The sequence below is a fragment of the Flavobacterium sp. NRK1 genome (genome assembly GCF_024054175.1).
Classification (GTDB): domain Bacteria; phylum Bacteroidota; class Bacteroidia; order Flavobacteriales; family Flavobacteriaceae; genus Flavobacterium.
The window spans coordinates 403228-424638 of record NZ_JAMXLA010000001.1; the positions used below are offsets into that span (position 1 = coordinate 403228).

At 35.9% G+C, this 21411-nt stretch carries 23 protein-coding genes and 1 tRNA gene; 12 read left to right on the forward strand and 12 right to left on the reverse strand.

Going from position 1 to position 21411, the window contains the following annotated elements; all coding sequences use genetic code 11:
• Window positions 1-6 precede the first annotated feature (6 nt).
• From NHE85_RS02005 to NHE85_RS02025, 5 genes are all read left to right on the forward strand, one after another.
• A complete protein-coding gene (locus tag NHE85_RS02005) occupies window positions 7-1395 on the forward strand; it encodes a S9 family peptidase (protein WP_252809181.1) in 1389 nt (462 codons plus the stop codon).
• Between the two features lie 4 nt (window positions 1396-1399).
• The gene (locus NHE85_RS02010) at window positions 1400-1708 is read left to right on the forward strand and encodes a DUF3784 domain-containing protein (protein ID WP_252809182.1); all 309 of its coding nucleotides are present in this window, start codon (window positions 1400-1402) and stop codon (window positions 1706-1708) included.
• A gap of 85 nt (window positions 1709-1793) precedes the next feature.
• On the forward strand, window positions 1794-3623 hold the full coding sequence (locus tag NHE85_RS02015) for a PDZ domain-containing protein (protein WP_252809184.1): 1830 nt from the start codon (window positions 1794-1796) through the stop codon (window positions 3621-3623).
• A 40-nt stretch (window positions 3624-3663) separates the two neighbouring features.
• On the forward strand, window positions 3664-3990 hold the full coding sequence (locus tag NHE85_RS02020; RefSeq protein WP_252809186.1) for a hypothetical protein: 327 nt from the start codon (window positions 3664-3666) through the stop codon (window positions 3988-3990).
• Window positions 3991-4131: 141 nt separating this feature from the next.
• Window positions 4132-4860 carry a DUF4369 domain-containing protein gene (locus NHE85_RS02025; protein WP_252809187.1) on the forward strand — a complete coding sequence of 243 codons (729 nt, stop codon included), beginning with the start codon at window positions 4132-4134 and terminating at the stop codon, window positions 4858-4860.
• 60 nt (window positions 4861-4920) lie between these two features.
• Here NHE85_RS02025 and NHE85_RS02030 read toward each other — a convergent pair.
• The 5 genes from NHE85_RS02030 to idi form a co-directional block, all read right to left on the reverse strand.
• A tRNA-Thr gene (locus NHE85_RS02030) sits at window positions 4921-4994 on the reverse strand.
• Window positions 4995-5074: 80 nt separating this feature from the next.
• Window positions 5075-5341: a hypothetical protein gene (locus NHE85_RS02035; protein ID WP_252809189.1), complete on the reverse strand. Its 267-nt coding sequence runs from the start codon at window positions 5339-5341 to the stop codon at window positions 5075-5077.
• Window positions 5342-5397: 56 nt separating this feature from the next.
• Window positions 5398-6369 (reverse strand): type I phosphomannose isomerase catalytic subunit, encoded by a 972-nt coding sequence (locus tag NHE85_RS02040; protein ID WP_252809191.1) that lies wholly within the window; start codon window positions 6367-6369, stop codon window positions 5398-5400.
• A 17-nt stretch (window positions 6370-6386) separates the two neighbouring features.
• Window positions 6387-6797: a 6-carboxytetrahydropterin synthase gene (locus tag NHE85_RS02045; protein ID WP_252809193.1), complete on the reverse strand. Its 411-nt coding sequence runs from the start codon at window positions 6795-6797 to the stop codon at window positions 6387-6389.
• Window positions 6798-6854: 57 nt separating this feature from the next.
• A complete protein-coding gene (gene idi, locus NHE85_RS02050; protein ID WP_252809195.1) occupies window positions 6855-7382 on the reverse strand; it encodes an isopentenyl-diphosphate Delta-isomerase in 528 nt (175 codons plus the stop codon).
• Between the two features lie 118 nt (window positions 7383-7500).
• Here idi and NHE85_RS02055 point away from each other — a divergent pair, with 118 nt between their 5' ends.
• The 4 genes from NHE85_RS02055 (at window position 7501) to NHE85_RS02070 (ending at window position 10471) form a co-directional block, all read left to right on the forward strand.
• Window positions 7501-8367, forward strand: coding sequence for an AraC family transcriptional regulator (locus NHE85_RS02055; protein WP_252809197.1), 867 nt, complete (start codon window positions 7501-7503; stop codon window positions 8365-8367).
• A 78-nt stretch (window positions 8368-8445) separates the two neighbouring features.
• Complete coding sequence (locus NHE85_RS02060; RefSeq protein WP_252809199.1) at window positions 8446-9165, forward strand: siderophore-interacting protein; 720 nt, start codon at window positions 8446-8448, stop codon at window positions 9163-9165.
• 60 nt (window positions 9166-9225) lie between these two features.
• Window positions 9226-9996 (forward strand): AraC family transcriptional regulator, encoded by a 771-nt coding sequence (locus NHE85_RS02065; RefSeq protein ID WP_252809201.1) that lies wholly within the window; start codon window positions 9226-9228, stop codon window positions 9994-9996.
• 82 nt (window positions 9997-10078) lie between these two features.
• Complete coding sequence (locus NHE85_RS02070; protein ID WP_252809203.1) at window positions 10079-10471, forward strand: DUF1398 domain-containing protein; 393 nt, start codon at window positions 10079-10081, stop codon at window positions 10469-10471.
• A 30-nt stretch (window positions 10472-10501) separates the two neighbouring features.
• Here NHE85_RS02070 and NHE85_RS02075 read toward each other — a convergent pair whose 3' ends face one another.
• Both NHE85_RS02075 and NHE85_RS02080 read right to left on the reverse strand, forming a co-directional pair.
• A complete protein-coding gene (locus tag NHE85_RS02075; protein ID WP_252809205.1) occupies window positions 10502-11809 on the reverse strand; it encodes an AarF/ABC1/UbiB kinase family protein in 1308 nt (435 codons plus the stop codon).
• Between the two features lie 3 nt (window positions 11810-11812).
• A complete protein-coding gene (locus NHE85_RS02080; RefSeq protein WP_252809207.1) occupies window positions 11813-12472 on the reverse strand; it encodes a TetR family transcriptional regulator C-terminal domain-containing protein in 660 nt (219 codons plus the stop codon).
• Window positions 12473-12692: 220 nt separating this feature from the next.
• Between NHE85_RS02080 and NHE85_RS02085 the strand changes: the two genes are divergently transcribed.
• Window positions 12693-13121 (forward strand): antitoxin Xre-like helix-turn-helix domain-containing protein, encoded by a 429-nt coding sequence (locus NHE85_RS02085; protein ID WP_252809209.1) that lies wholly within the window; start codon window positions 12693-12695, stop codon window positions 13119-13121.
• A complete protein-coding gene (locus NHE85_RS02090) occupies window positions 13118-13579 on the forward strand; it encodes an RES family NAD+ phosphorylase (protein ID WP_252809211.1) in 462 nt (153 codons plus the stop codon). Before NHE85_RS02085 ends, NHE85_RS02090 begins: the two co-directional genes overlap by 4 nt.
• On the opposite strand, the gene NHE85_RS02095 is transcribed toward NHE85_RS02090, so the two are convergent.
• The 5 genes from NHE85_RS02095 to NHE85_RS16825 form a co-directional block, all read right to left on the reverse strand.
• Window positions 13580-15196, reverse strand: coding sequence for a serine hydrolase (locus NHE85_RS02095; RefSeq protein WP_252809213.1), 1617 nt, complete (start codon window positions 15194-15196; stop codon window positions 13580-13582).
• Between the two features lie 89 nt (window positions 15197-15285).
• On the reverse strand, window positions 15286-16851 hold the full coding sequence (locus NHE85_RS02100) for an NAD(P)/FAD-dependent oxidoreductase (RefSeq protein WP_252809215.1): 1566 nt from the start codon (window positions 16849-16851) through the stop codon (window positions 15286-15288).
• A gap of 54 nt (window positions 16852-16905) precedes the next feature.
• Window positions 16906-17979, reverse strand: a complete 1074-nt coding sequence (locus tag NHE85_RS02105; RefSeq protein WP_252809217.1) for a DUF2891 domain-containing protein — start codon at window positions 17977-17979, stop codon at window positions 16906-16908.
• 112 nt (window positions 17980-18091) lie between these two features.
• Entirely contained in the window at window positions 18092-20257 is a 2166-nt protein-coding gene (locus NHE85_RS02110; RefSeq protein WP_252809219.1) for a TIM-barrel domain-containing protein, read from the reverse strand.
• Window positions 20258-20396: 139 nt separating this feature from the next.
• Complete coding sequence (locus tag NHE85_RS16825) at window positions 20397-20768, reverse strand: hypothetical protein (RefSeq protein WP_374676571.1); 372 nt, start codon at window positions 20766-20768, stop codon at window positions 20397-20399.
• 200 nt (window positions 20769-20968) lie between these two features.
• Between NHE85_RS16825 and NHE85_RS02115 the strand changes: the two genes are divergently transcribed.
• The gene (locus NHE85_RS02115; RefSeq protein WP_252813267.1) at window positions 20969-21208 is read left to right on the forward strand and encodes a hypothetical protein; all 240 of its coding nucleotides are present in this window, start codon (window positions 20969-20971) and stop codon (window positions 21206-21208) included.
• Window positions 21209-21411 lie beyond the last annotated feature (203 nt).

The following is a 21411-nucleotide window of genomic DNA, read 5'->3' on the forward strand; positions in this document are numbered from 1 at the left end:
CAACATATGAAAAGGTCACTTGTGTTATTATTACTTATGCTCACTTCAACGCTGTTTGCACAGGACATTACAGGCAAATGGCAGGGTAACCTTGTGGTACCCGGCGGTAAGCTAAAACTTATTGTAAACATTGCCCAGGGTGTTGCAGGTTATACTGCGACTATGGACAGCCCCGACCAGGGGGCTAAAAATATTCCTGTCCCAAATATCGATTTTACAGAAAACATATTAACATTCGGAGTTCCGGCAGCAGGTATCAGCTACAAAGGAAAGCTTGAAAATGGCACTATAAAAGGTACCTTTACACAGGGTGATTATACCCTTGCATTGGATTTAAGCAAAGGGGAAGCAGTAGAAACAAAATTGAACCGCCCGCAGGAGCCTAAAACACCTTTTCCTTATTATACAGAAGATGTAACTTTTAAAAATGAAAAAGCAGGCATTACCCTTGCCGGAACATTAACACTACCTAAAAAAGATGGTAATTATCCTGTTGTAATATTAATAAGCGGAAGTGGGTCTCAGGACAGGAATGAAGAAATACTCGGACACAAACCTTTTCTTGTACTGGCAGACCATCTTACCCGAAATGGTATAGGAGTATTACGTTACGACGACAGAGGTGTTGGCGGATCTGGAGGGAACCCTGCAACAGGTACTTCGGCAGATTTTGCTACAGATACCCAGGCCGCATTAGATTACCTGAAAACAAGAAAAGAAATCAATAAAAAGAAAATAGGCCTTATAGGCCATAGTGAAGGCGGACTTATTGCACAGCTTATTGCAGAAAAGAATAGCGATATAGCTTTTATAGTTATGATGGCCGGGCCGGGAATAAAAGGAAATGAGCTTATGATATTGCAAAATTATCTTGTAGGTAAAGCAAACGACATACCCGAAGATGAGCTTACAAGCATGGGCAGTACTGTTAGAAAAGCCTATGACATTATACTTACCGAGAATGATGAAAAAGCAAGAAAGCTTGCAGTTTCTGAAATTTTCGAAAAAGAATTTGGGCCGTTTTTTGCTTCAAAAGGAGTACCAAAAGATGAAATAGGCCGCGTAGTATTAGGACAGGTTGAACAGGTTACTTCTCCCTGGTTTGTATATTTCCTTAGGTACGACCCTGCCCCTGTTTTACAAAATATAAAATGCCCAATTCTTGCCCTTAATGGTGAAAAAGATACACAGGTTGCTGCAAAGGCAAATCTTGATGGCATAAAAAGAGCCGCAGAAAAAAGTGGGAACAAAAAAGTAGTTACTAAAAGCTTCCCCGGGCTTAACCACTTATTCCAGGAGTGCAGCACGGGCAGTATTCAGGAATATGGCACTATAGAAGAAACTATATCACCGGTTGTACTTACCGAAATTACCAACTGGATAACCAAACAATAAAACTATGTACAGAATTGCAATTCTTTTTATATTAATAGGTATTGCCGTAAAATATGCTAAAATGTATTTCCTTATTGCCGGCTATAACACAATGTCGGCAAAAGGGAAAGAAAAAATAGACATTAAACGCGTTGCCACACTTATTAGAAATGTAATGTTTTCAATGGCCGGATTAATATTTTTAGGCAGCCTTATAAGCTATTATTTTAACTGGCCGGAAGTAGAAAGCTACATTTTTTTTCCAACAATAGTGATTGGTGCTTTATGGTTAATGATACAAACTAACTCGAACAAATATCGTATTAATAAATAATACTCAACATATTATGATATTTTTTATCTTTATCATGTAACAAAACTGCCATTCAATCGACTTACATGATATCAAGACCATAATTATGAAAAAATTTATCTGTACACTTGCAATTGCAGTGTCTTTTGGCAGTATGGCTTTTGCCCAGAAAAGCAAAGACTTAAAAGTTGCCATTGATCTTAAAAATGTAAAAGACGATAAAGTAATGGTTACCATTACACCGCCTGCTATTGACACAGAAACAACTACCTTTTTTATACCTAAAATTGTTCCGGGAACTTATTCTGAAGACAACTATGGTAAATATATTGAAGGCTTAAAAGCATTTGATAAAAAAGGAAAAGAGCTTACAATTACAAGGCCGGATGAAAACTCATGGAAAATAGAGGGAGCTAAAAAACTGGCGAAGATTACCTATTTTGTTAATGACACTTATGATATAGAAAGCACGCACGAAATATTTTCTCCTGCGGGAACTAATATTGATGCCGATAAAAATTTTGTACTTAATATTCACGGATTTATAGGGTATTTTGAAAATAAAGGCGAAGTTCCTTATGAAGTAACCATAACTCACCCCTCTACTCTATGGGCAGCAACTTCTCTTGTAGATACTGACAATAGTAATGAGGTAGATGTATTCAATTCTCCGCGTTACCCTGATCTTGTAGATCATCCTATTATGTATTCTAAACCTGATTACACTACTTTTACAGTAGATGGTATGGAAATACTTATTGCAGTATATTCTCCTACCGGACGTATTACAGCAAAAGAAATTACTCCGGAAATGGAACGAATGATGCGCGCCCAGAAAAAATTTCTAGGCCCCATAAACACTACTAAAAAGTACAGCGTTCTTATATATCTTACTAACGGCACTCCTACAGATGCTCATGGTTACGGAGCTCTTGAACACACTACCTCTACCACTGTAGTAATGCCTGAAGAGTATCCATTAGAACAACTGCTTGCTACCTTAAAGGATGTTGTATCACATGAGTTTTTTCATATAGTTACACCGCTAAGTGTACACTCTAAAGAAATCCATTATTTTAATTACAACACTCCAAAAATGAGTGAACATTTATGGATGTATGAAGGTGTTACAGAATATTTTGCCAACCTTTTCCAGGTAAATCAAGGACTTATCAGCGAAGATGACTTCTTTAAAAGAATTGCCGATAAAATAAGGCAGTCTAAAGGTTTTGACGATACTATGGATTTTACCAATATGAGTAAAAACATATTGAAGCAGCCTTACAAAGATGCTTATTATAATGTATATCTTAAAGGAGCGCTTATAGCAATGTGCATTGATATACAAATGCGTGAAAGCAGTAACGGACAAAGAGGTATTCTAAGCCTTATGCAGGATCTATCTAAAGAATACGGCAGTAATAAACCTTTTAATGACGAAGACCTGTTTGCTACAATAACCAGGCTTACATATCCTGAAATTGGCGAATTCCTTAAAAAATATGTTTCCGGCACAACACCAATACCTTATGACACTTATTTTGCTAAAATGGGCGTAACCAAAGCTACTGTTAAAATTCCGGGTAACCCATTCCTTAAAAATAATCAGGTACCATTAATTACGGTAAATCCTTCTAAAGAAATTGTTATCCTGCCTAATATTACGCCTAATGAGTTTATGACTAATCTGGGTATAAAAAATGGTGATGTTATACTGGCTATAAACGGTACTGCTTATAATCTTGATAATATTTATGATCTTATAGGCGCTACCGAAACATGGAAGGAAGGCGATACTATTACTGTTACCATCAAACGTGACGGCAAAGAAGAAACTATTAAAGGCACTGTTAAACTGCCTATGGAAGATAGCGAAGGCTATCATGCAACAGATAATTCTAAAACTAAATTAAGAGAGGCATGGCTTAAGGGATAATCTATACCAACAATCTATTACGCAACAAAAACCACCAACTATGAAACAATTATTAACCTTATTATTACTTGTATTTGGCACAGCTGCTTTTGCAAATACAGATGAACCTGTAAGCCCGCCATCAGCTGAAGGACACGAAACTACCGTTACTTCGTGCCATAAAACAGCTGCCAAAACTGTAAAAACACAGGAAACCGCAACATCATCATCGGTTAAGGATGCAAATATTGAAAAAGAAAAACCAAGAAGAGCCGGAACGACTAAAACATGTACTACAGTAGAAAGGACTTCATTAGGCATAAGCGGTTTATTTGTAAACTTTGTACACAAAACCAATGTAAAACTTGTAAATCTTTTACTGGAATAACATCTGCGTATTATAACCAAAGGCTTCCTTATTACAGGAAGCTTTTTTTTTGGAATGCTGATAATTTCTTAAAATTGCCTCAGCATTAAGTGTAATATTTTCATTACTTTGCGGGAAATTTTTAAAAAGCTTTCTACATATATGAAAAGAACTATTCTTGCCCTTATAGCAGTGGCAATGCTGGTTTCCTGCAACAAAGAAGATCATGGCGATGCCAATCTTCACCTTACTGGAAATATTAAAGGACTAAAAAAGGGAACCCTATATATACAAAAGGTTGTAGATACTTCGCTTGTGGCTATAGATACTATTGTAATAAACGGAAAATCAACTTTTGAGAGCTACCTAAAAATAGATTCTCCTGAAATGCTTTATCTTTTCCTGGATCGCGGACAAACCAATTCGGTAGATAAAAGTCTTCCATTTTTTGCCGAACCTGGCGAAATGAGAATAGAAACTTCTAATGAAGAGTTTTTTCACAGGGCTAAAATAACAGGTTCTGAAAATCAAAAACTATATGAAGAGTTCGAAAAAATAAAGGCAAAGTTTACAAGCGACAACCTTGATCTTGTAGCTAAAAATCTTGAAGCGACTAAAAACAGTAATGTAAAACAACTTGACAGTATAGCAGCAAAATCTGAGCAGCTTATTAAAAGGAGATATCTTTATACCGCCAATTTTGCACTTAACCATGCTAAAAATGAGATAGGCCCGTATTTGGCCCTTTCTGAAATTGCAGACATTAACATCAAGTACCTTGATACTATTCAAAAAAGTATGTCACCAAAAGTAGCTAAATCGCTTTATGGAAAAATGCTTACGAAGTACTTAGCTGAAAGAAAGAGTGCTGAAACTGCTGAAGTAAAGTAGGTTTCTAGACGCCAACATAAACACAAAAACCGCTTAGGAAACTAAGCGGTTTTTTTATTGAGCCGATAGAGGGACTCGAACCCACGACCTGCTGATTACAAATCAGCTGCTCTAGCCAGCTGAGCTACACCGGCGTTCTCAATACGGGTGCAAATATATATTGCGTTTTTTACTTTTGCAACTATTTACAGGCACTTTTATTGATTTTTTTTGCTTACAGCGCGTTGATTTTTTCAACTAATTGTGTAGCAGATTCTTCCAATTGCTTGTTAATAGCTCTGAAGTGTTCTTTTTTATTTTCTACGTTTTTAGCATTTAATTTAGCTATAAGGCTGTCAAAAGTAACAATTGCCTCATCTATAAGCGCTTCTGATTTTTCAGTTGGCTTGCCTCCTGAAGTTATTTCCCACATGTAAACTGCTTCAATAATGTCTCCTAATACGAAATTGATGTCTTTCTTTAAGTTTCTAACGCTTGCCATCCCTATTTTGATTTTTAAATTCTTTGCAAAATTACAATTATTCTTTCACTCTTTTGTTAAGAAATACCTATTTCTAAAAGTGTAGCCTCTCCTGAAAGTATATAAACCTTAAGTGAAGCCGGTATTAGTACTGTATCACCTTTCTTAAAACTATATGCTTCTCCATTTGCATTTATTTCAAATTCTCCTTCTGTGCAAATGTAAACCGTAAAACTGCTCCCTTCTTTATTTATAGCACAACTGCCTTTAAGTGGTAAATAACTGGTGGTAAAATATGGGCAGTCTACCATTACATTACTTGTATTTTCTACAGTAGTATAATGCTTCTGGGTATCTGTAGTATTATAGTTCATAGCATCAAGAGCAAGATCTATATGCAACTCTCTTGAATTGCCATTGGCATCTACCCTGTCCCAGTCATATATTCTATATGTTATATCAGACGTTTGCTGTATTTCTGCAATTACTATACCTGCACCAATAGCATGAATAGTACCTGTTTCAAGAAAAAATACATCTCCTTTTTTTACAGGAACCTCATTAAGTATCTTGATCAGGTTTTTATTTTCTAAATGTTCCAGATACTCTTCCGGACTCGATTTTTCCTTAAACCCAACAATAATTCGTGCTCCTTCATCAGCCTGCATAACATACCACATTTCTGTTTTACCGAAAGAATTATGACGTTTTTTTGCCAGCTCATCATTAGGATGCACCTGTATTGAAAGATCATCCTTAGCATCAAGAAATTTAAACAATAAAGGAAATTCTTTACCATACTTTTCATGCACTTTATATCCAAGTACTTCTGCCGGATATTCCTCAAGCAGATCAGTCAAAGTTTTACCTTTATACTCACCATTAGCTACAACGCTAACGTTGCCTTTAACATCGCTAAGTTCCCAGCTTTCACCTGTAGTTTCGGTTGGCAGATTAGTTTTACCTAAGTCGGTTTTTAGTTTAGTGCCCCCCCAGATTCTATCCTGCAGTATTGGTTCAAAAACCAATGGGTATAATTTCATGCTCATATTGTTTTTTGGTTGAATTAATTTCCTTTGTAGGTTACAAAATTTCGTGGTGTTTCATAAAGTACTACTTCAATATCCATAGTGCTTTCAATACGTCTTCTTATCCTGTTCCATATCACAACCACTATGTTTTCGGCTGTGGGATTAAGATCTGCAAATTCAGGCACATCCAGGTTCAGGTTTTTATGATCAAAAGGTACTTCTACCTCATCGGCAATAATATCTTTCAGTATTTTAATATCTATAACATAGCCTGTTTGCGGATCTATATCCCCCGTAACACTTACTATGAGTTCATAATTATGCCCATGAAAATTAGGGTTATTGCATTTGCCGAAAACAGTATTGTTCTGCTCATCGGTCCAATCTTTACGATACAGTCGGTGGGCAGCATTAAAATGGGCGCTTCTGCTTACGGTTACTCTCATTGCTTTAATTGTTTGTTACCGGCTTACTGTATATTAAAATAAGTACCAGTTATTAAACTATAATTTATGGTCTTCTAAAAAATGATAAAACTCATCAAAAATTATCCTGAACCATACAGTATATGATTCCGGATGATTCTGCATATCTTCTTTCACAGCATCTATACTCATCCACTTCCAGCTCTCGGCTTCTTCTGTATTTATATTAGGTTCTTCATTATAATAACCAATCATAACATGATCAAGCTCATGCTCTGTAAGTCCGTTATCAAATGGTGCTTTATAAATAAACGAGAAAAGTTCTTTAAGCTCTGTTTCAAAACCCATTTCTTCTCTAAGCCTACGGGTACCGGCCTGGATATTACTTTCGCCTTCACGCTGATGGCTGCATGTAGTATTCGTCCATAAAAGGGGCGAATGATATTTTTGAGCTGCACGCTGCTGCAGCATGATCTCGTTTTTGGAATTAAGAATAAAAACGGAGAAAGCGCGATGCAATAAAGCTTTTTCGTGTGCTTCCATTTTGGGCATAAGCCCTATCTGCTCATCCTTCTCGTTTACAAGTATTACTTTTTCTTCTGTCATAACATCCTAATAGCTTCCAAAAATAATAAAAACTTCGCGGATTAAAGAGCGTTTAACGTTTTGATAGCGGTATAGCGATTTAAAAAAAGTAATACATTTATACTTTGACTTATAAATAATGAAAACACTTAAAAATATACCAATAAACAAACAGGATGCACGAGCTGTAGGCGGAATTGATATGCATTATATTTCGTTAAATTCACAAAAGAAAAAAGAAAAACCAGAGGACCACATGCAGGAACATATGGATGATCATTATGTCTTTTTTATAGCACAAAAGGGGTCGGCTATTTTTCATTGTGACATGGAAGAAATGAATCTTTCGGCAAAGGGATTTATGACTGTAAAGCCATATCAGGTACATGCTCCTAAAAAAGTAAGTGATGATTTTAAAGGCTATTTTATGGCTGTAGAGTCTTTTCTGATACCCAATCATTGTAGTGAAATGCTTAAAAACCTTTCGGCACAGCAGCAATATTTACAGTTGGAAAGCGATGAAGATTACGATCTGGAAGAAACTGCCGCATTGCTGTATCGTACATTTACAACCGAAAACCCTTATAAATCATTTATTCTTAATGGCCTCCTAACCGCTTTCATTAATCAGGCCTGTTCTTTATACCTTAAAAAAGGGAACGTAAAACCTCAGCCAAAAAGTCAGGCCGCTATTATTACATCTAAATTTAAAAATCTGTTAGACCAATATTCGTTTTTACATCTGCCTTCGTTTTACGCTAAAAAACTAAACATAACAACTTCTCATCTTAATCATTGTTTAAATATGGCTACAGGGTTATCTGTAACACACTGGCTGCAGGATACCATGATTACTGAAGCCAAAAAGCAAATTTATTATACTAACAACGATATAAAAGAGATAGCTTTTACACTTGGCTACGAAGATCACGCCTATTTTTCAAGGCTTTTTAAAAAAATAACAGGAGAAACCCCTCTTTCATTCAGAAAACGATTCCGCGAATAGTCCAATTATTTAATTGTTTTGTAAAATTAAAATAAAGGAGTTTTAAAAGTACTTTGCATCAGTAAAAATAACTGAACAATGAGTATTATAAAAACTATCATCAATAAGACATGTCATAGCGCGGTGGTGATACATAAAGAACAAATCACACCTTCAACATATCATGTGCGCATAAAAATTAACGGTAACAGCTTCAAAAACTATATTCCGGGACAACAATTACGCATTTTTGTAGGCATTGAAAATATTATATCATTAAATGATCTTGTACGCACATATTCTATATGGAACTACGATGAATTTAGAAATGAGGCAGATCTTGCCATCTGTACTTTTTCTAACGGGCAGGGGGCTAAATGGGTAAAAAACCTTGAACCCGGCAATATAATTTACTTTAGGGGACCGGAAGGAAAGTTCACTATAAACCCAGATGCAGACAACCATCTTTTTTTTGGAGATATTTCTTCTCTGGCACATCTTTACGAGCTTAACCGACATACAGGATTAAGCAAAACAGCATCCGGTATTGTGTATTCTTCTTCAAAAACGCATTATTTTGATGATATTTACCCTAAACGTAATTTTGGTTTTATAACAGCATCAGACAATATTACTGATGATATTATTGCTGAAATTACATGGAATGGCATCCCTAAAGGAAATACTACCGTTTATATTGCCGGAGAAACAGCTTTTTGTGTAACGCTGCATAACTATTTTAAAAAAGAACATAACTTTTCTGCTAAACAAATTAAAACAAAACCTTTTTGGCATCCTGATAAAAAAGGTCTCGAATAAAACAAATACATCTTTTAAACAGTAAAATGATTTTGTTTTTACTTTTAAGTACCTTTGGTTATGCGGTTTGAAAAACACATACCATGTCAGGCTTTACAGCCCTATATAAAGTACTTCGTAATTTCTGAAATTACCGAAGCCGATGAATATAAGGTATTACCGGGCACATCAGTAGTCATAGGATTTCAATATCGTGGCTCGCTGCAAAAAACAAAAGGCGCCGGTGAAGGCAGACTGGCTTCTGCCGGTATAACAGGACTCCAGGATTCTTATCAGGTATTTAAAAATTCAGCTGACATTGGAACTGTTTTAGTGTTCTTTACGGAAACAGGCGCTTCCCATTTTTTTAAAATTCCGCTTAATGAAATTTTTACCCAAAGTCTTTCGCTGGACATATTTATTCCTCGATCTATTATTGAAATTATTGAAGAGCAGATGTCCGAAGCCAAAACTGATAACCGTAGAATTCATATTATTGAAACTTTCCTGCTTTCACAACTACAACAACGTGAAACCGATAATCTGGTTTCGCATGCCATAGACCTCATCATAAATTCAAATGGTACCCTGAGAATTGGTGAACTCTCACAACGCCTGTATATCAGTCAGAGTCCATTAGAAAAACGCTTCAGAAAAATAGTAGGTGCAACACCTAAAAAGTATTCTTCTATTATCCGCATTAACTCTGTCATAAATAATCCTGTGGCAGACAAAAGCCTTACCGAATTAGGGTATGCTTCAGGTTATTTTGATCAGTCGCATTTTATAAAAGACTTTAAAACATTTACCGGGCAAACACCCGAACAATTCTTTTCTTCCAAAAATCAATAAAAACGATTTTTTACAATTTCAGGTTTAATATGTTTTGAATATTTGCAGAGTTAAAATTTATCAACTTTAAATACTTTAAAATATGTTTACTATTGAAGAAATTAAATCTGCGCATTCTAAAGTTAAATCAGGATCCGATTTTCCCCAGTATATTCAGGACATTGCAAAATTGGGAGTGCATTCTTATAGCACTTTTGTGACCGACGGACACAGTATATATTGTGGAGGCGATAATTATATGACCCAGACTCCGGCAAAATACCCGTTAATGGCAATTGAAAAAAACAGTAATAAAGAATCTCTTGCAGATGCACTTAAAATTCATCAGGCCGGAGAAACAGACTACATGACATTTTGCAGACAATCGGCAAAAGCCGGCGTAGAAAAATGGGTAGTAGATATAGAGCGCATGACCTGTACTTATTATAATCTGGTTGGCGACCCTCTTATTGTAGAACAAATACCGCAGCCCTAAAAATAAAAAAATCCCCTATTGGGGATTTTTTTATTTTACATACCTGTCATAAGTAAAAATATCTATCTGGGCTTTTAGGTCAAATAGTAAACTATACAATCCGAAAAAGGTTCTGTTTACATAAATAAAATGTTTAGAACCTCTGTTACCATCCATTTTACGAAGGGTTTTGTCATTGGCAAACTTTTCGCTTAACTGCGCAATGGCATCACTGAATGAAGTGTCTGAAAAATCAAATCGTTCCTGCTGATAAGGTCTTGTAAATACAGTAAGCAGATCATGGAACAGTGTAGAGAAAAATTCAATCTCTTTTTGCGAATCATTTTCCTTTAGGATTTCAAGCTCATAAAGCTTTTGGTTAAAGAAAACGCTATCATCCAGGTTCTCTTTTTTTGCAAGGTCAAAATACGGAAAATAAAAATCGTCCGGTATGCTTTTCATACAGCCAAAATCAATCGCCATAAGGTTAGCATCTTCATCGACCAAAAAGTTACCCGGATGTGGATCGGCATGGAATTTCTTTAAAACATGTATCTGGTACATGTAAAAGTCCCATAGTGCCTGACCTACTTTATTGCGTTTTTCCTGAGAAGGTTCAGTTTTACAAAACTCAGACAGGTGAATACCCTTCATCCAGTCCATAGTGATTATTTTTTCACAGGACAGTTCAGGATAATATGTTGGAAATTTTATATTCTGAAGGTGTGCACAAGCCTTACGTATGGTTTCGCTCTGCTGCAATTCCAGCACATAATCTGTTTCTTCGATCAGCTTATTTTCTACTTCTTTAAAATACTCATCAGATGCTCCCTGTAAATTAAACATTCGTACAGCTATAGGCTTTACCAAAGCTATATCGGTACCAATGCTCTCTCTTACGCCCGGATACTGAATTTTAACCGCAAGGTCTTTACCATCTTTTTTAGCACGGTGCACCTGCCCTATACTTGCTGCATTTATAGACTCTGCACTAAACATATCAAAAAGCATATGCGGCTCTTTACCAAAATAGCTTTTAAAGGTTTTCATAACCAAAGGAGCTGAAAGTGGCGGTACCGAAAACTGGCTCAAAGAAAACTTTTCTACATACGACTGTGGCAGCAGATTTTTCTCCATACTGAGCATTTGGGCAACCTTAAGCGCGCTTCCTTTAAGCTCTTTAAGGCTGTCATAAATATCTTCAGCGTTATCTTTATGCAGGGCATCTTTAGTCAGATCAGGATTTACCATTTTCTGTCCATAATATTTCAGGTAATTCCCTCCTATTTTTACACCTGTAGTTACCAGTTTGGTAACCCTGTCAATCTTATTTGTGGGAATTGAATCTAATCTGTTCATAGCTTATGCGGTAAATTTTTCTTTCCACACAAACTTGCCCAGATCTAATAGACTGCTTAGCGGGCTGTTATACACAAGATCTGTAGAAGCCTTAACCGATTTTTCTATAAACACATCTGTCTTTTCAAATCCCGGTGAAGTATCCTGCATCCAGAATTTAAATATAGAAAGAAACTGAAGCCATGCTCCTTCACGCAATGCTTCGCCCTGTAATTTATCGGCACGTGCATTTTCTATATGTACAGGTTTTTCAAGTACTGTTTCTGCAAACTGAATAAATTCAGTTCTAAGCGCTTTAAGCTTCATAAGGTTTTTAAGTCCGCGCCCTCCTTCTTCCATAGTGTATATAATGTAGCTTCTGTTGGCTGTTGCCATTTCGAAGAAAGTAAAATAGAAGGCTGAAAGCTTCTCTATCCCATTATATTCTGCATACGCAGGAGATTTTTGTAATGCTTCAAGTGTATAAGTAAACATTTCTACAAAGTAAAAATGCTCTAGTGAATCAAATGATGTAAAGAATTTATAAAATTCGGCTTCTTCAAAACCATTGTCTTTAGAAAATTTATAAACCGATGCAGGTTTATGACCGTTCATAAGGCAATAATCTGCATATTTATCTATAATCTCAGATTTAGAAAGCTGTATTGTTTTTTTAACTGCCATGACAAATAATTTAGTACAACAAATTTACTCACTAATCAATTATAAACCTGCTGAACAATTGTTAATACTTTTATATACAGCTATGTTATCAAATACTGTGCTACAGGTTCAAATTAAAAAATGAATATTATTTTTTTTCTTAGAAAGAAAAAATTAACGACATTTGTCGTAAAATTAAAGACAAGTTTCGTAAATTTGTATTATCAAAACACGATGATGTATGGAAGCGATTGATTTGTTTAGTTCAAACCTAAGTTATGGTGCCATAGACGACCAAAATATCATGTCACTAATATCATTGGTCAGGCAGGGAATAAAATTTCCTGTGTTTGTAAACTTTATGGAAAAAAGCCCTTTTGACCTTACCGAATGGTCAGGGTTTCTTCATGTGTCCGAACGTACCATGCAACGCTATAAAAAAGAAGAGCGTACTTTTGACGCGCTTCAGTCTGAAAAAATACTTGAAATAGCATTGCTTTATAAAAAAGGAATTGAGGTTTTTGGCAACACTCAAAACTTTAATACCTGGCTAAACACCCAAAACCTTGCCCTTGGAAAAATAAAACCTAAAGAACTTTTTGACAGTTCTTTTGGGATAAGCCTTTTAAAAGATGAGCTTACAAGGATAGAACATGGTATATTGGCATGATAGTTTTTCGTTTAAGCAAATCACTATATGCTAACGATCTTTCAGGTCGTGGTGCCGAAAAAGCAGGAGGAAGATGGAATAGCAAAGGCATACCTATGGTATATACCAGTGAGTCGAGGGCACTATGCACTACAGAAATTGCTGTACATACACCCTTAGGGATATTACCCTTAGACTATGTTATTATTGCTATAGAAATACCAAATTCGGTAGCGATACAATATATAAAACCTGAAGCAATACCTAATGACTGGAAGCTATTGCCCCATTCGCATTCTACACAGGAAATGGGTGATGCTTTTATAAATGATAACGCTTTTGCAGTTATGAAGGTACCTTCTGCCGTTGTGCAGGGCGAATATAATTACCTGCTTAACCCTGCACATAAAGACTTTAAAAAAATAAAAGTAAAGCTTATAGAACCTTTTGAATTTGATGAAAGGCTGTTTATTAAATAGCTATATTTTCACAAATTCCAGATTTTTTACTCTTTCATGGTTTAATGTAAAACCGCTTAAGGTACCATCAGGATTACGATGAAAAGTTACCTCTCCTCTATCAATAACAAGAATATCTTTATCGAGAGGACCAATTGATAAATCTTTTCCCCCATTTATATTATAAAACATTTTTCCATCTTTAACAAAAAAGGTATATTCTGCATTGAGGGATTCACAACTGAAACGTCCGGTATATTTACTATAATCCGGTAAGTTATATTTTTCAATCCTTTTAAAGCTTATTTTCTGTCCTGACTGTGTAATCTGCATAACCTGAGCCTTGCCATTAGTTATTTCATCAAATAAAAAACTGGCTCCTGCTTCTGAAAAAGTAAACAGGTTATCCTTTACAGGCTGAAGACTATATACTGAATTATCCCACACCTGCAATATATTTAAAGTATTATCTTTTGCTGTAATCTCAAATACCATTTGCTCAGCTTCATATAAGCCTGTATATTTATAAAGTACTTCTTCAGATAATTTTGCCGATTGTGAACTTCCAGCTCCCGCAGGCCATTTGAATTTATAACCTAAAAATTCGCTTGCTATGGCACTGTGCATACGATGAACATTAAAATCTCCCCTATTTGTAAAAACAATAATATCAAGATCTTCTTCAGGGAAATAACTCATTATAGAATGGTAGCCATCCAGGTCTCCCCCATGAGATATCCTGTTTTTGCCTGAATAAGTGCTAAATTCCAAGCCATTTGAATAAAATAAATTTTCCTGAATTTCATATCGTTTGCCGTTAAACATACCATTCCAAAAAGCAGTACCCAGTACCTTTTTAGTATTCATTTCACTAAGCCATTTCAACATATCATCAGCTGCAGATAAAATACCACTCCCACCAAAAACACCATTATCGGTATCACAAACTTCATATTTGCCATCCTCTAAATTATAACCAATAGCAACATTTTTCAACTTGGTTATATCACGCACAAAGTGTGTATTATTCATTTTTAAAGGTTTAAATATTTCCTTTTCTGCAAATTCTGCAAGTGGCATTTTTGAAACCTGTTCTACTATTTGCCCTAAAAACCAATAATTAGAATTACTATAGCTGAATTCTGTTCCAGGCTCAAAGTTAACATCATTCATAGCCAGATATTTTCTTATATCTTTATCTAAAAGATATTCTTCATCCCTGCCTGCTATCCATACAAGCGTCCGATAATCTTTTAAACCAGTAGTGTGGTAAAGTAAATCCTGAATAGTAATTTTATTAGCATATTCGGGAAAATCAGGAAAGTATTTTGATAACTTATCGTCAAATTTCAGTTTTCCTTTTTGCTCAAGCATAACTATACAGGCAGCAGTAAATTGTTTGGTGTCGGATGCAATATTAAACAGCGTTTTTTCATTTATAGTTTCCCCAGCAGCTATATTGGCATAACCACCTTTATTATTATAAACAACCTTTCCGTTTTTGCATGCTAATACATATACTCCCGGAGAACCCGGTTTGTTGAATGTTGCAAGTACAGAATCTGCTACTTTGAAATTGTACTGTGGATAAACCACTAATGATATGGTGAGGAGGAAAAAGACAAATAATCTCTTCATTTTAAGATATTATAAGAAAAATAAACAGGTCACGAATATAGAAAATTATATCTCAGACATAAAATTAAACTAATCTAAAGTATGCTCGGTTATGCCAAACTTTCTGCACATTTAATGGCACATTTTTCTCCATCAATTGCCGCAGAAATAATTCCTCCCGCATAGCCCGCACCTTCACCACAAGGGTATAATCCTTTTATCTGCAAATGCTCCAGTGAATAATTATCTCTGGGTATGCGTACCGGCGATGATGTTCTTGATTCCGGAGCATGCAATATAGCTTCATTGGTTAAATATCCGCGCATTGATTTACCAAAATCAACAAATCCCTGACGCAAAACCTGAGTTATGAATCCCGGAAATACCTGCCCTAACTCTACAGGCGTTGTACCCGGAACATAAGAGGTTTTAGGAATATCTGCAGATACTTTACTTTGCGTAAAATCTATCATTCGCTGTGCCGGAACACGCTGTGTTTCGCCCGCAAGATGCCATGCTTTTTGCTCTATAGCTTTTTGAAATTCCATACCTGCCAATGCACCATGTTTCGCGAACGGTTTAAAATCTTCTAATTTTAATTCTACTACTATACCTGAATTCGCCGTTTCCTGATCACGTTTTGATGGCGACCATCCATTAGTTACCACCTCTCCCGGACTGGTAGCACAGGGAGCTATTACACCGCCCGGACACATACAGAATGAATACATTCCCCTGCCGTTTACTTGTTTAACAATGGAGTACGGAGCAGGTGGAAGGTATTCACCTCTTCCTGTATTATAATCACAACTGTATTGTATGCTGTCTATAAGACTTTGCGGATGTTCTGCCCTTACACCAAGTGCGAAAGGTTTGGCTTCAATAAATATTTTTTTACGATCTAAAAGTTCAAAAATATCTCTTGCCGAATGCCCCGTTGCTAATATTATTTTAGATGCTTTTATAACATCATCATTTTGGGTTACTACACCCTCAACTTCGTCGTTTTTTACCAGAATATCAGTAACACGGGTATTGAAAAGTACCTGTCCGCCAAACTCAATAATCTTGTCTCTCATGGCTTTGATTATCTTAGGAAGTTTATTTGTACCAATATGCGGATGAGCTTCTACTAATATTTCTTCACTTGCACCAAAACCAACAAATAATTCAAGAATACGATCTACATCTCCCCTTTTCTTTGAACGAGTGTAAAGTTTACCATCAGAATAAGTTCCTGCACCACCCTCGCCATAACAATAATTAGAATCTTCATTGACAACATGGTCGCGATTAATAGCTTTAAGGTCACGACGGCGTTCCTGCACATCTTTACCTCTTTCTAAAACTATTGGTTTTAATCCCAGTTCAATTAACTGAAGTGCAGCAAAAAGTCCTGCCGGGCCTGCACCTATAATAATAACTTCCTGCTTACCTGAAACATCTTTATAATTAGGCAGTTGGGTTTTAGGTTCGTTATAGTCTTCATTCCAGTACACCACCACTTTAAGGTTAATCTTAACTGCTTTCTGGCGAGCATCTATAGAACGCTTAATAATAGCAATATGCCTAATCTCAGCAGGGTTTACCTGCATAAGTTTAGCAATATGGTTAATTAGTAATGGTTGCTGTGCTGCCACTTCGGGCGCTACCTGTAATTGAAGTTCTCTTGGCATGGCGCAAAATTAATGAATATTTTCTATTCATTATTCTATTATGTATAAAGCCTGTTATCTCTTTTCCAGCATATCCTGCCTTTGTTCAAAAGCATATAACGCAAAAGATGCCAGCCAATGTTCGCCTTCATAATTACCATCGGTAATGGCAGGCAGCGAATGTTTAAAATGAGTATCTGCTAATGGTTTTAAATGCCCCAGTTCTTTAGGATATTGCTTCACCAATGCATATAGATTCCATGTACGACTAAAATTAAGCCCATCAAGATGCACAAGGTGCCCATCGGTACGGTCTGATACCATTCCCGGTTCCCAGGTAAATTTTTTATCAAATAAATCAGGGGCAAAATCTTTAAGCCATTTTAAAAATTCAGGTTTAGGCATAACGCGCTGTATAATACCTATTTCTTCCATACAAGGCGAAAGAAAATCGGTCCCGCTTGGTTCCCATGCAAACGGACAGTCTATGTCATTTTTAAATAATCGTAATGCATTATCTTTAATACTTTTTTGCAATGGTAAGTTTTTAGCATAAACAGCATAATCCCAGGCAAGATTAAGTCCGAATGCAGTACTTGTATGCGTACCTACACGCGCCGGATAATTAAGTTTAGGTAAAAATTCAATATAGCGTTCTACAAGAACATTAGTTAAAGGTTGTAAATTAACCGCCAGTTCTTTTGCAAATGGCTCATTAAAACTGTCCAGTTCATGTTGCAGCTTTAGCAGCCATGCCCAGCCATAAGTACGCTCATACGATTTTTCGTGTTTTTTATTAAGATAAGCTACCTCTTGCGCTATATTTTCTTTTGAAAGATTAATTTTCAGTTTATTGATAATTTCATCCCTGCCTTCAATATCCGGAAATCTTTTAAGCAGATATACCAAACTCCAGTGCCCATGTACCGATGAATGCCAGTCGAAACAACCATAAAACGCAGGGTGTAGCTGTTTAGGCGATTGTATTTCAGAAGCATCTGCCAATAACTGGCTCAATTTATTAGGGTACTCCTGCTGAAGACACTTTATCGGCAATTTTGCAAGAGCATTTGCCTGTTGGAGGTTAAGTTCCTGTGCCGATGATAATGTAATAGTAAATAGTAAAGTGACTGCGTATAGGTATTTCATTAGATTGGTGTTTTCTGTAGGTTATCTGTAAAGGATAAATATATAAAGTTTACAACAAACAATACCCAACAGCTTTTAAAAACCTTCACATTGAAAACATATACCATTATATTTATTTTATCCTTACCTTAATTACACCTTTTGAAGTACCGTTACCTTTATATTTTTTACCGTTAATAATCACTTCCGCAGTTATCTTGTTTAAATCTTTTTCAAAATTCCTCTTTCCTTTTTTATCCGATATTTTTATAAGAACGTCATTACCCTGTTTCTCGGCAACAAACGTAAGAAGACTATAATCATCTTTTTTATAATCCCATCCGTCACCATCATCTAAATATAGTTTTCCTTCTGCTTTGCCTTTTTCGTCAAGACATATAATCAATGTTAACGGATCAAATGAATTTTCTCCTGTATTCTGAATTATTTTTCCAACCGGAATAATACTTCCCCCTTTTATTTTTAGTTTGGCCTGATAAGCATCATTAGTATCGCCATCTACTAAACTAATATCTTCCCAGATACCTGAAGGTAATGTAGGCTTATTGGCAAATGCAGGAATAACCAAAAGGTTTTCACCTACCAGAAAAATCTGTTCTTCATTTCTTAAATCAGGGTCTTTAGTATCAGCAAAAAAAGCAGGACACATTACAGGCAAACCTGTAACAGATGTATTATGAAAAACCGTGTATAAGTAAGGCAGTAATCGATATCTGCGTTCTAATGCGATTTTTGACGTTTTTTCTATTGCCTCGCCATATGCCCAGGGTTCTTTGTTATTAGTCCCATTACAGGCATGTCCACGGGCAAAAGGCATAAATGCACCAAAGCCTAACCAGTTTGCCCATAAATCGCCACTTGTGTTGCCTAAAAACCCTCCAATGTCAGGGCCGTTAAATGGCTGCCCGGAAAGGCCAAGTGTAATTGACATAGGAACAGAAAGTTTTAAATGTTCCATGCTGGCATAGTTATCCCCTGTCCACGTAGCCGCGTATCGCTGACCTCCTAAAATATTAGCCCTTGTAAGCAGAAATGGTCTTTTATCAGGATTAGCGTTTAAGATTCCTTTATAAGATGCTTCAACCATCAGCCTTCCATAAGCATTATGGTACAGCAAATGAGGCCCTTCCGGCAAATTATCTCCACCTCTGTGAGGCGTGTCATACGGCATTGTACCTAAACGTTGGTTTTCCGGCAGGTCACCATCAAAAATTGCAGGTTCATTCATGTCATTCCAAACACCATCTATGCCTGTAGCAAGGAAATCCTTGTAAAGTCCTGCCCACCAATTCCTTGTTCTCGGCATCGTAAAATCGGGAAAAGTACAGTAGCCCGGCCATACTTTACCATGATAATCCGTCCCATCAGGATTTTTTACCCAAATATCATTTTTACTACCCGATTGATAAACACTGTAATTTTCATCAAATTTCACTCCCGGATCAACCATATATACAGCCCGAAAACCTTTATCATGAAGATCTTTATTCAGTTTTTTAGGATTAGGGAACTGATTCTTATCAAATGTAAATATCCTGTATTCATCCATGTAATCAATATCCATCCATATCACATCACAAGGAATATTTTTAGTCCTGAATGTATCAGCTATTTCACGAACGCGCTGTTCTGTGGCATAGGAAAATCGGCATTGGTGATACCCTAATGTCCATCGGGCCGGTAATTTAATTGTTCCTGTTAACTCAGCTAGTCCCATCAGTACTTCCTGCGGAGACTGCCTGTCTATTATATAGATTCTGAAAAGTGCACCTTCCGTATTAAAAACAATTTCATCTGAGTTTGTATGAAGTTCTGCCTTCCAGGAACTGTCAAACAGAATACCAAAAGCAGTACCGTTGTCTCTTACTCCCATTACCCACGGGTGGCTTTGATATAATCTTTTACCACCCTCAACGCTGTAAGCCCCGGTATCGGTATTCCATAATTTTATCGACTGCCCGTTACGAAGTAATGGCCCTGTTACCTCACCACCGCCGTATAAACTAATATTACCTGTTAATTTTAAAGAAGCACCTGCCTTGCCTTCTTTCACTATAAATTCAGGTATTAGCTTCCAGCTTCCGGGTAGCTCACCTATTTGAACAGGTTCTTGTGCTAAGATTAATGAGGGTGTTAGATTTTTATCAAACCCTGTAGGGATAAACTCGGCTATTCCGTTGCCTACCAAAGATTTTTTTTGCACCGAAACTTTCTGTGCATTTATACCTGAAGTAAAAAATAATATCAAAAAAGAGAAAAAGATGTTTTTTAAGGTCATTTTATTGAATTTTAGCTTTACTAAATCGTATTAGTAAAGCTAAAATAGTTCAAAAATTGAAATAATATTAAATTATTTTGAAGATTTATTTTTTTTAAGATTATAAGACTTCATCGCACAATTTAATCTGTATTACATCCTAATAATTTTTATATGAATAACAAACTAAATACCAATTACCGCTGATGATATTAAACTTATAATTAATATTATATCCCGAATCTTCTATATATCGTCTATAGAAAACCAATGAGTCAGATTTTGTTATATGCTCTTTTATATTGATAGATATCTGTTTTTTAAAGTCCTCTTCCGCATAAAAATTAAAATCTTCCTTAGACCATACATATAATGTATCTCTGGAATCGATCTCTTTTTCGTCGGAGTTATAGCCATCTAAGGGGAATTTAGTTCTGGACAATCTAAATGAAGAATCAGAACGAAACTTACTAAAAAAATTATCAAAATTCTCCCGCTCCTCTTTGTGTTTTGTAATTTCCTGATGTGAAATTTCATCATTTACTGTTTTTTTTCTCTACATTATTACAACTCAGGTGCAGTAATAATAAAACTACAACTTTTTTACAATTCATTTATTTAAATGTATTTATCAAAAATGCACTTAATACATTATTGTTCTTGCCATTACTTAATCTCCAACTATAATCAAAAATAGTACAAACTTTGTAACTTTGCTACTTTGCATTTTACATTATGAGAAAAATCAAATTAATATGGGATTTTCGTGGGGAAGCGGGCGCTAAAACAGCCGAACATCACGAAAAACACCTTAAAGAATATATTGCAATAGAAAAATTACCACTTAACATTACAGGCTTTCAGGTTATTAATAACATGCATGCTATTGCCTGGATGGTAGTTACGGATGAACACATGATACAGGTACGCGATGCCTTAAAGCCACACAGAGGAGAACTGTATGAAGGCTAGTGTTTAGTGTTTAGTGTTCAGTGTCAGTGTTCAGTGTTCAGTGTTCAGTGTTCAGTGTTCAGTGTTCAGTGTTCAGTGTTCAGTGTTCAGTGTTCAGTGTTCAGTGGAAAACATGATTATAAAACCTATATTGCGTAAAAACAGAAAAATCCTGAATTGCTTCAGGATTTTTTTTATTTTTTTCAGCTCGCGAAAACTGTCAA

What these genes read in the sequence shown, in the direction of transcription:
- NHE85_RS02055 (WP_252809197.1), top strand. Translation starts at nt 7,501, where the DNA reads ATGAAAACACTTAAAAATATACCAATAAACAAACAGGATGCACGAGCT.
- NHE85_RS02095 (WP_252809213.1), bottom strand. Translation starts at nt 15,196, where the DNA reads ATGAAGAGATTATTTGTCTTTTTCCTCCTCACCATATCATTAGTGGTT.
- NHE85_RS02040 (WP_252809191.1), bottom strand. Translation starts at nt 6,369, where the DNA reads ATGAGCATGAAATTATACCCATTGGTTTTTGAACCAATACTGCAGGAT.
- NHE85_RS02070 (WP_252809203.1), top strand. Translation starts at nt 10,079, where the DNA reads ATGTTTACTATTGAAGAAATTAAATCTGCGCATTCTAAAGTTAAATCA.
- NHE85_RS02015 (WP_252809184.1), top strand. Translation starts at nt 1,794, where the DNA reads ATGAAAAAATTTATCTGTACACTTGCAATTGCAGTGTCTTTTGGCAGT.
- NHE85_RS02005 (WP_252809181.1), top strand. Translation starts at nt 7, where the DNA reads ATGAAAAGGTCACTTGTGTTATTATTACTTATGCTCACTTCAACGCTG.
- NHE85_RS02060 (WP_252809199.1), top strand. Translation starts at nt 8,446, where the DNA reads ATGAGTATTATAAAAACTATCATCAATAAGACATGTCATAGCGCGGTG.
- NHE85_RS02045 (WP_252809193.1), bottom strand. Translation starts at nt 6,797, where the DNA reads ATGAGAGTAACCGTAAGCAGAAGCGCCCATTTTAATGCTGCCCACCGA.
- idi (WP_252809195.1), bottom strand. Translation starts at nt 7,382, where the DNA reads ATGACAGAAGAAAAAGTAATACTTGTAAACGAGAAGGATGAGCAGATA.
- NHE85_RS02085 (WP_252809209.1), top strand. Translation starts at nt 12,693, where the DNA reads ATGGAAGCGATTGATTTGTTTAGTTCAAACCTAAGTTATGGTGCCATA.
- NHE85_RS02035 (WP_252809189.1), bottom strand. Translation starts at nt 5,341, where the DNA reads ATGGCAAGCGTTAGAAACTTAAAGAAAGACATCAATTTCGTATTAGGA.
- NHE85_RS02025 (WP_252809187.1), top strand. Translation starts at nt 4,132, where the DNA reads ATGAAAAGAACTATTCTTGCCCTTATAGCAGTGGCAATGCTGGTTTCC.
- NHE85_RS02100 (WP_252809215.1), bottom strand. Translation starts at nt 16,851, where the DNA reads ATGCCAAGAGAACTTCAATTACAGGTAGCGCCCGAAGTGGCAGCACAG.
- NHE85_RS02020 (WP_252809186.1), top strand. Translation starts at nt 3,664, where the DNA reads ATGAAACAATTATTAACCTTATTATTACTTGTATTTGGCACAGCTGCT.
- NHE85_RS02010 (WP_252809182.1), top strand. Translation starts at nt 1,400, where the DNA reads ATGTACAGAATTGCAATTCTTTTTATATTAATAGGTATTGCCGTAAAA.
- NHE85_RS02075 (WP_252809205.1), bottom strand. Translation starts at nt 11,809, where the DNA reads ATGAACAGATTAGATTCAATTCCCACAAATAAGATTGACAGGGTTACC.
- NHE85_RS02080 (WP_252809207.1), bottom strand. Translation starts at nt 12,472, where the DNA reads ATGGCAGTTAAAAAAACAATACAGCTTTCTAAATCTGAGATTATAGAT.
- NHE85_RS02105 (WP_252809217.1), bottom strand. Translation starts at nt 17,979, where the DNA reads ATGAAATACCTATACGCAGTCACTTTACTATTTACTATTACATTATCA.
- NHE85_RS02110 (WP_252809219.1), bottom strand. Translation starts at nt 20,257, where the DNA reads ATGACCTTAAAAAACATCTTTTTCTCTTTTTTGATATTATTTTTTACT.
- NHE85_RS02065 (WP_252809201.1), top strand. Translation starts at nt 9,226, where the DNA reads ATGCGGTTTGAAAAACACATACCATGTCAGGCTTTACAGCCCTATATA.
- NHE85_RS02090 (WP_252809211.1), top strand. Translation starts at nt 13,118, where the DNA reads ATGATAGTTTTTCGTTTAAGCAAATCACTATATGCTAACGATCTTTCA.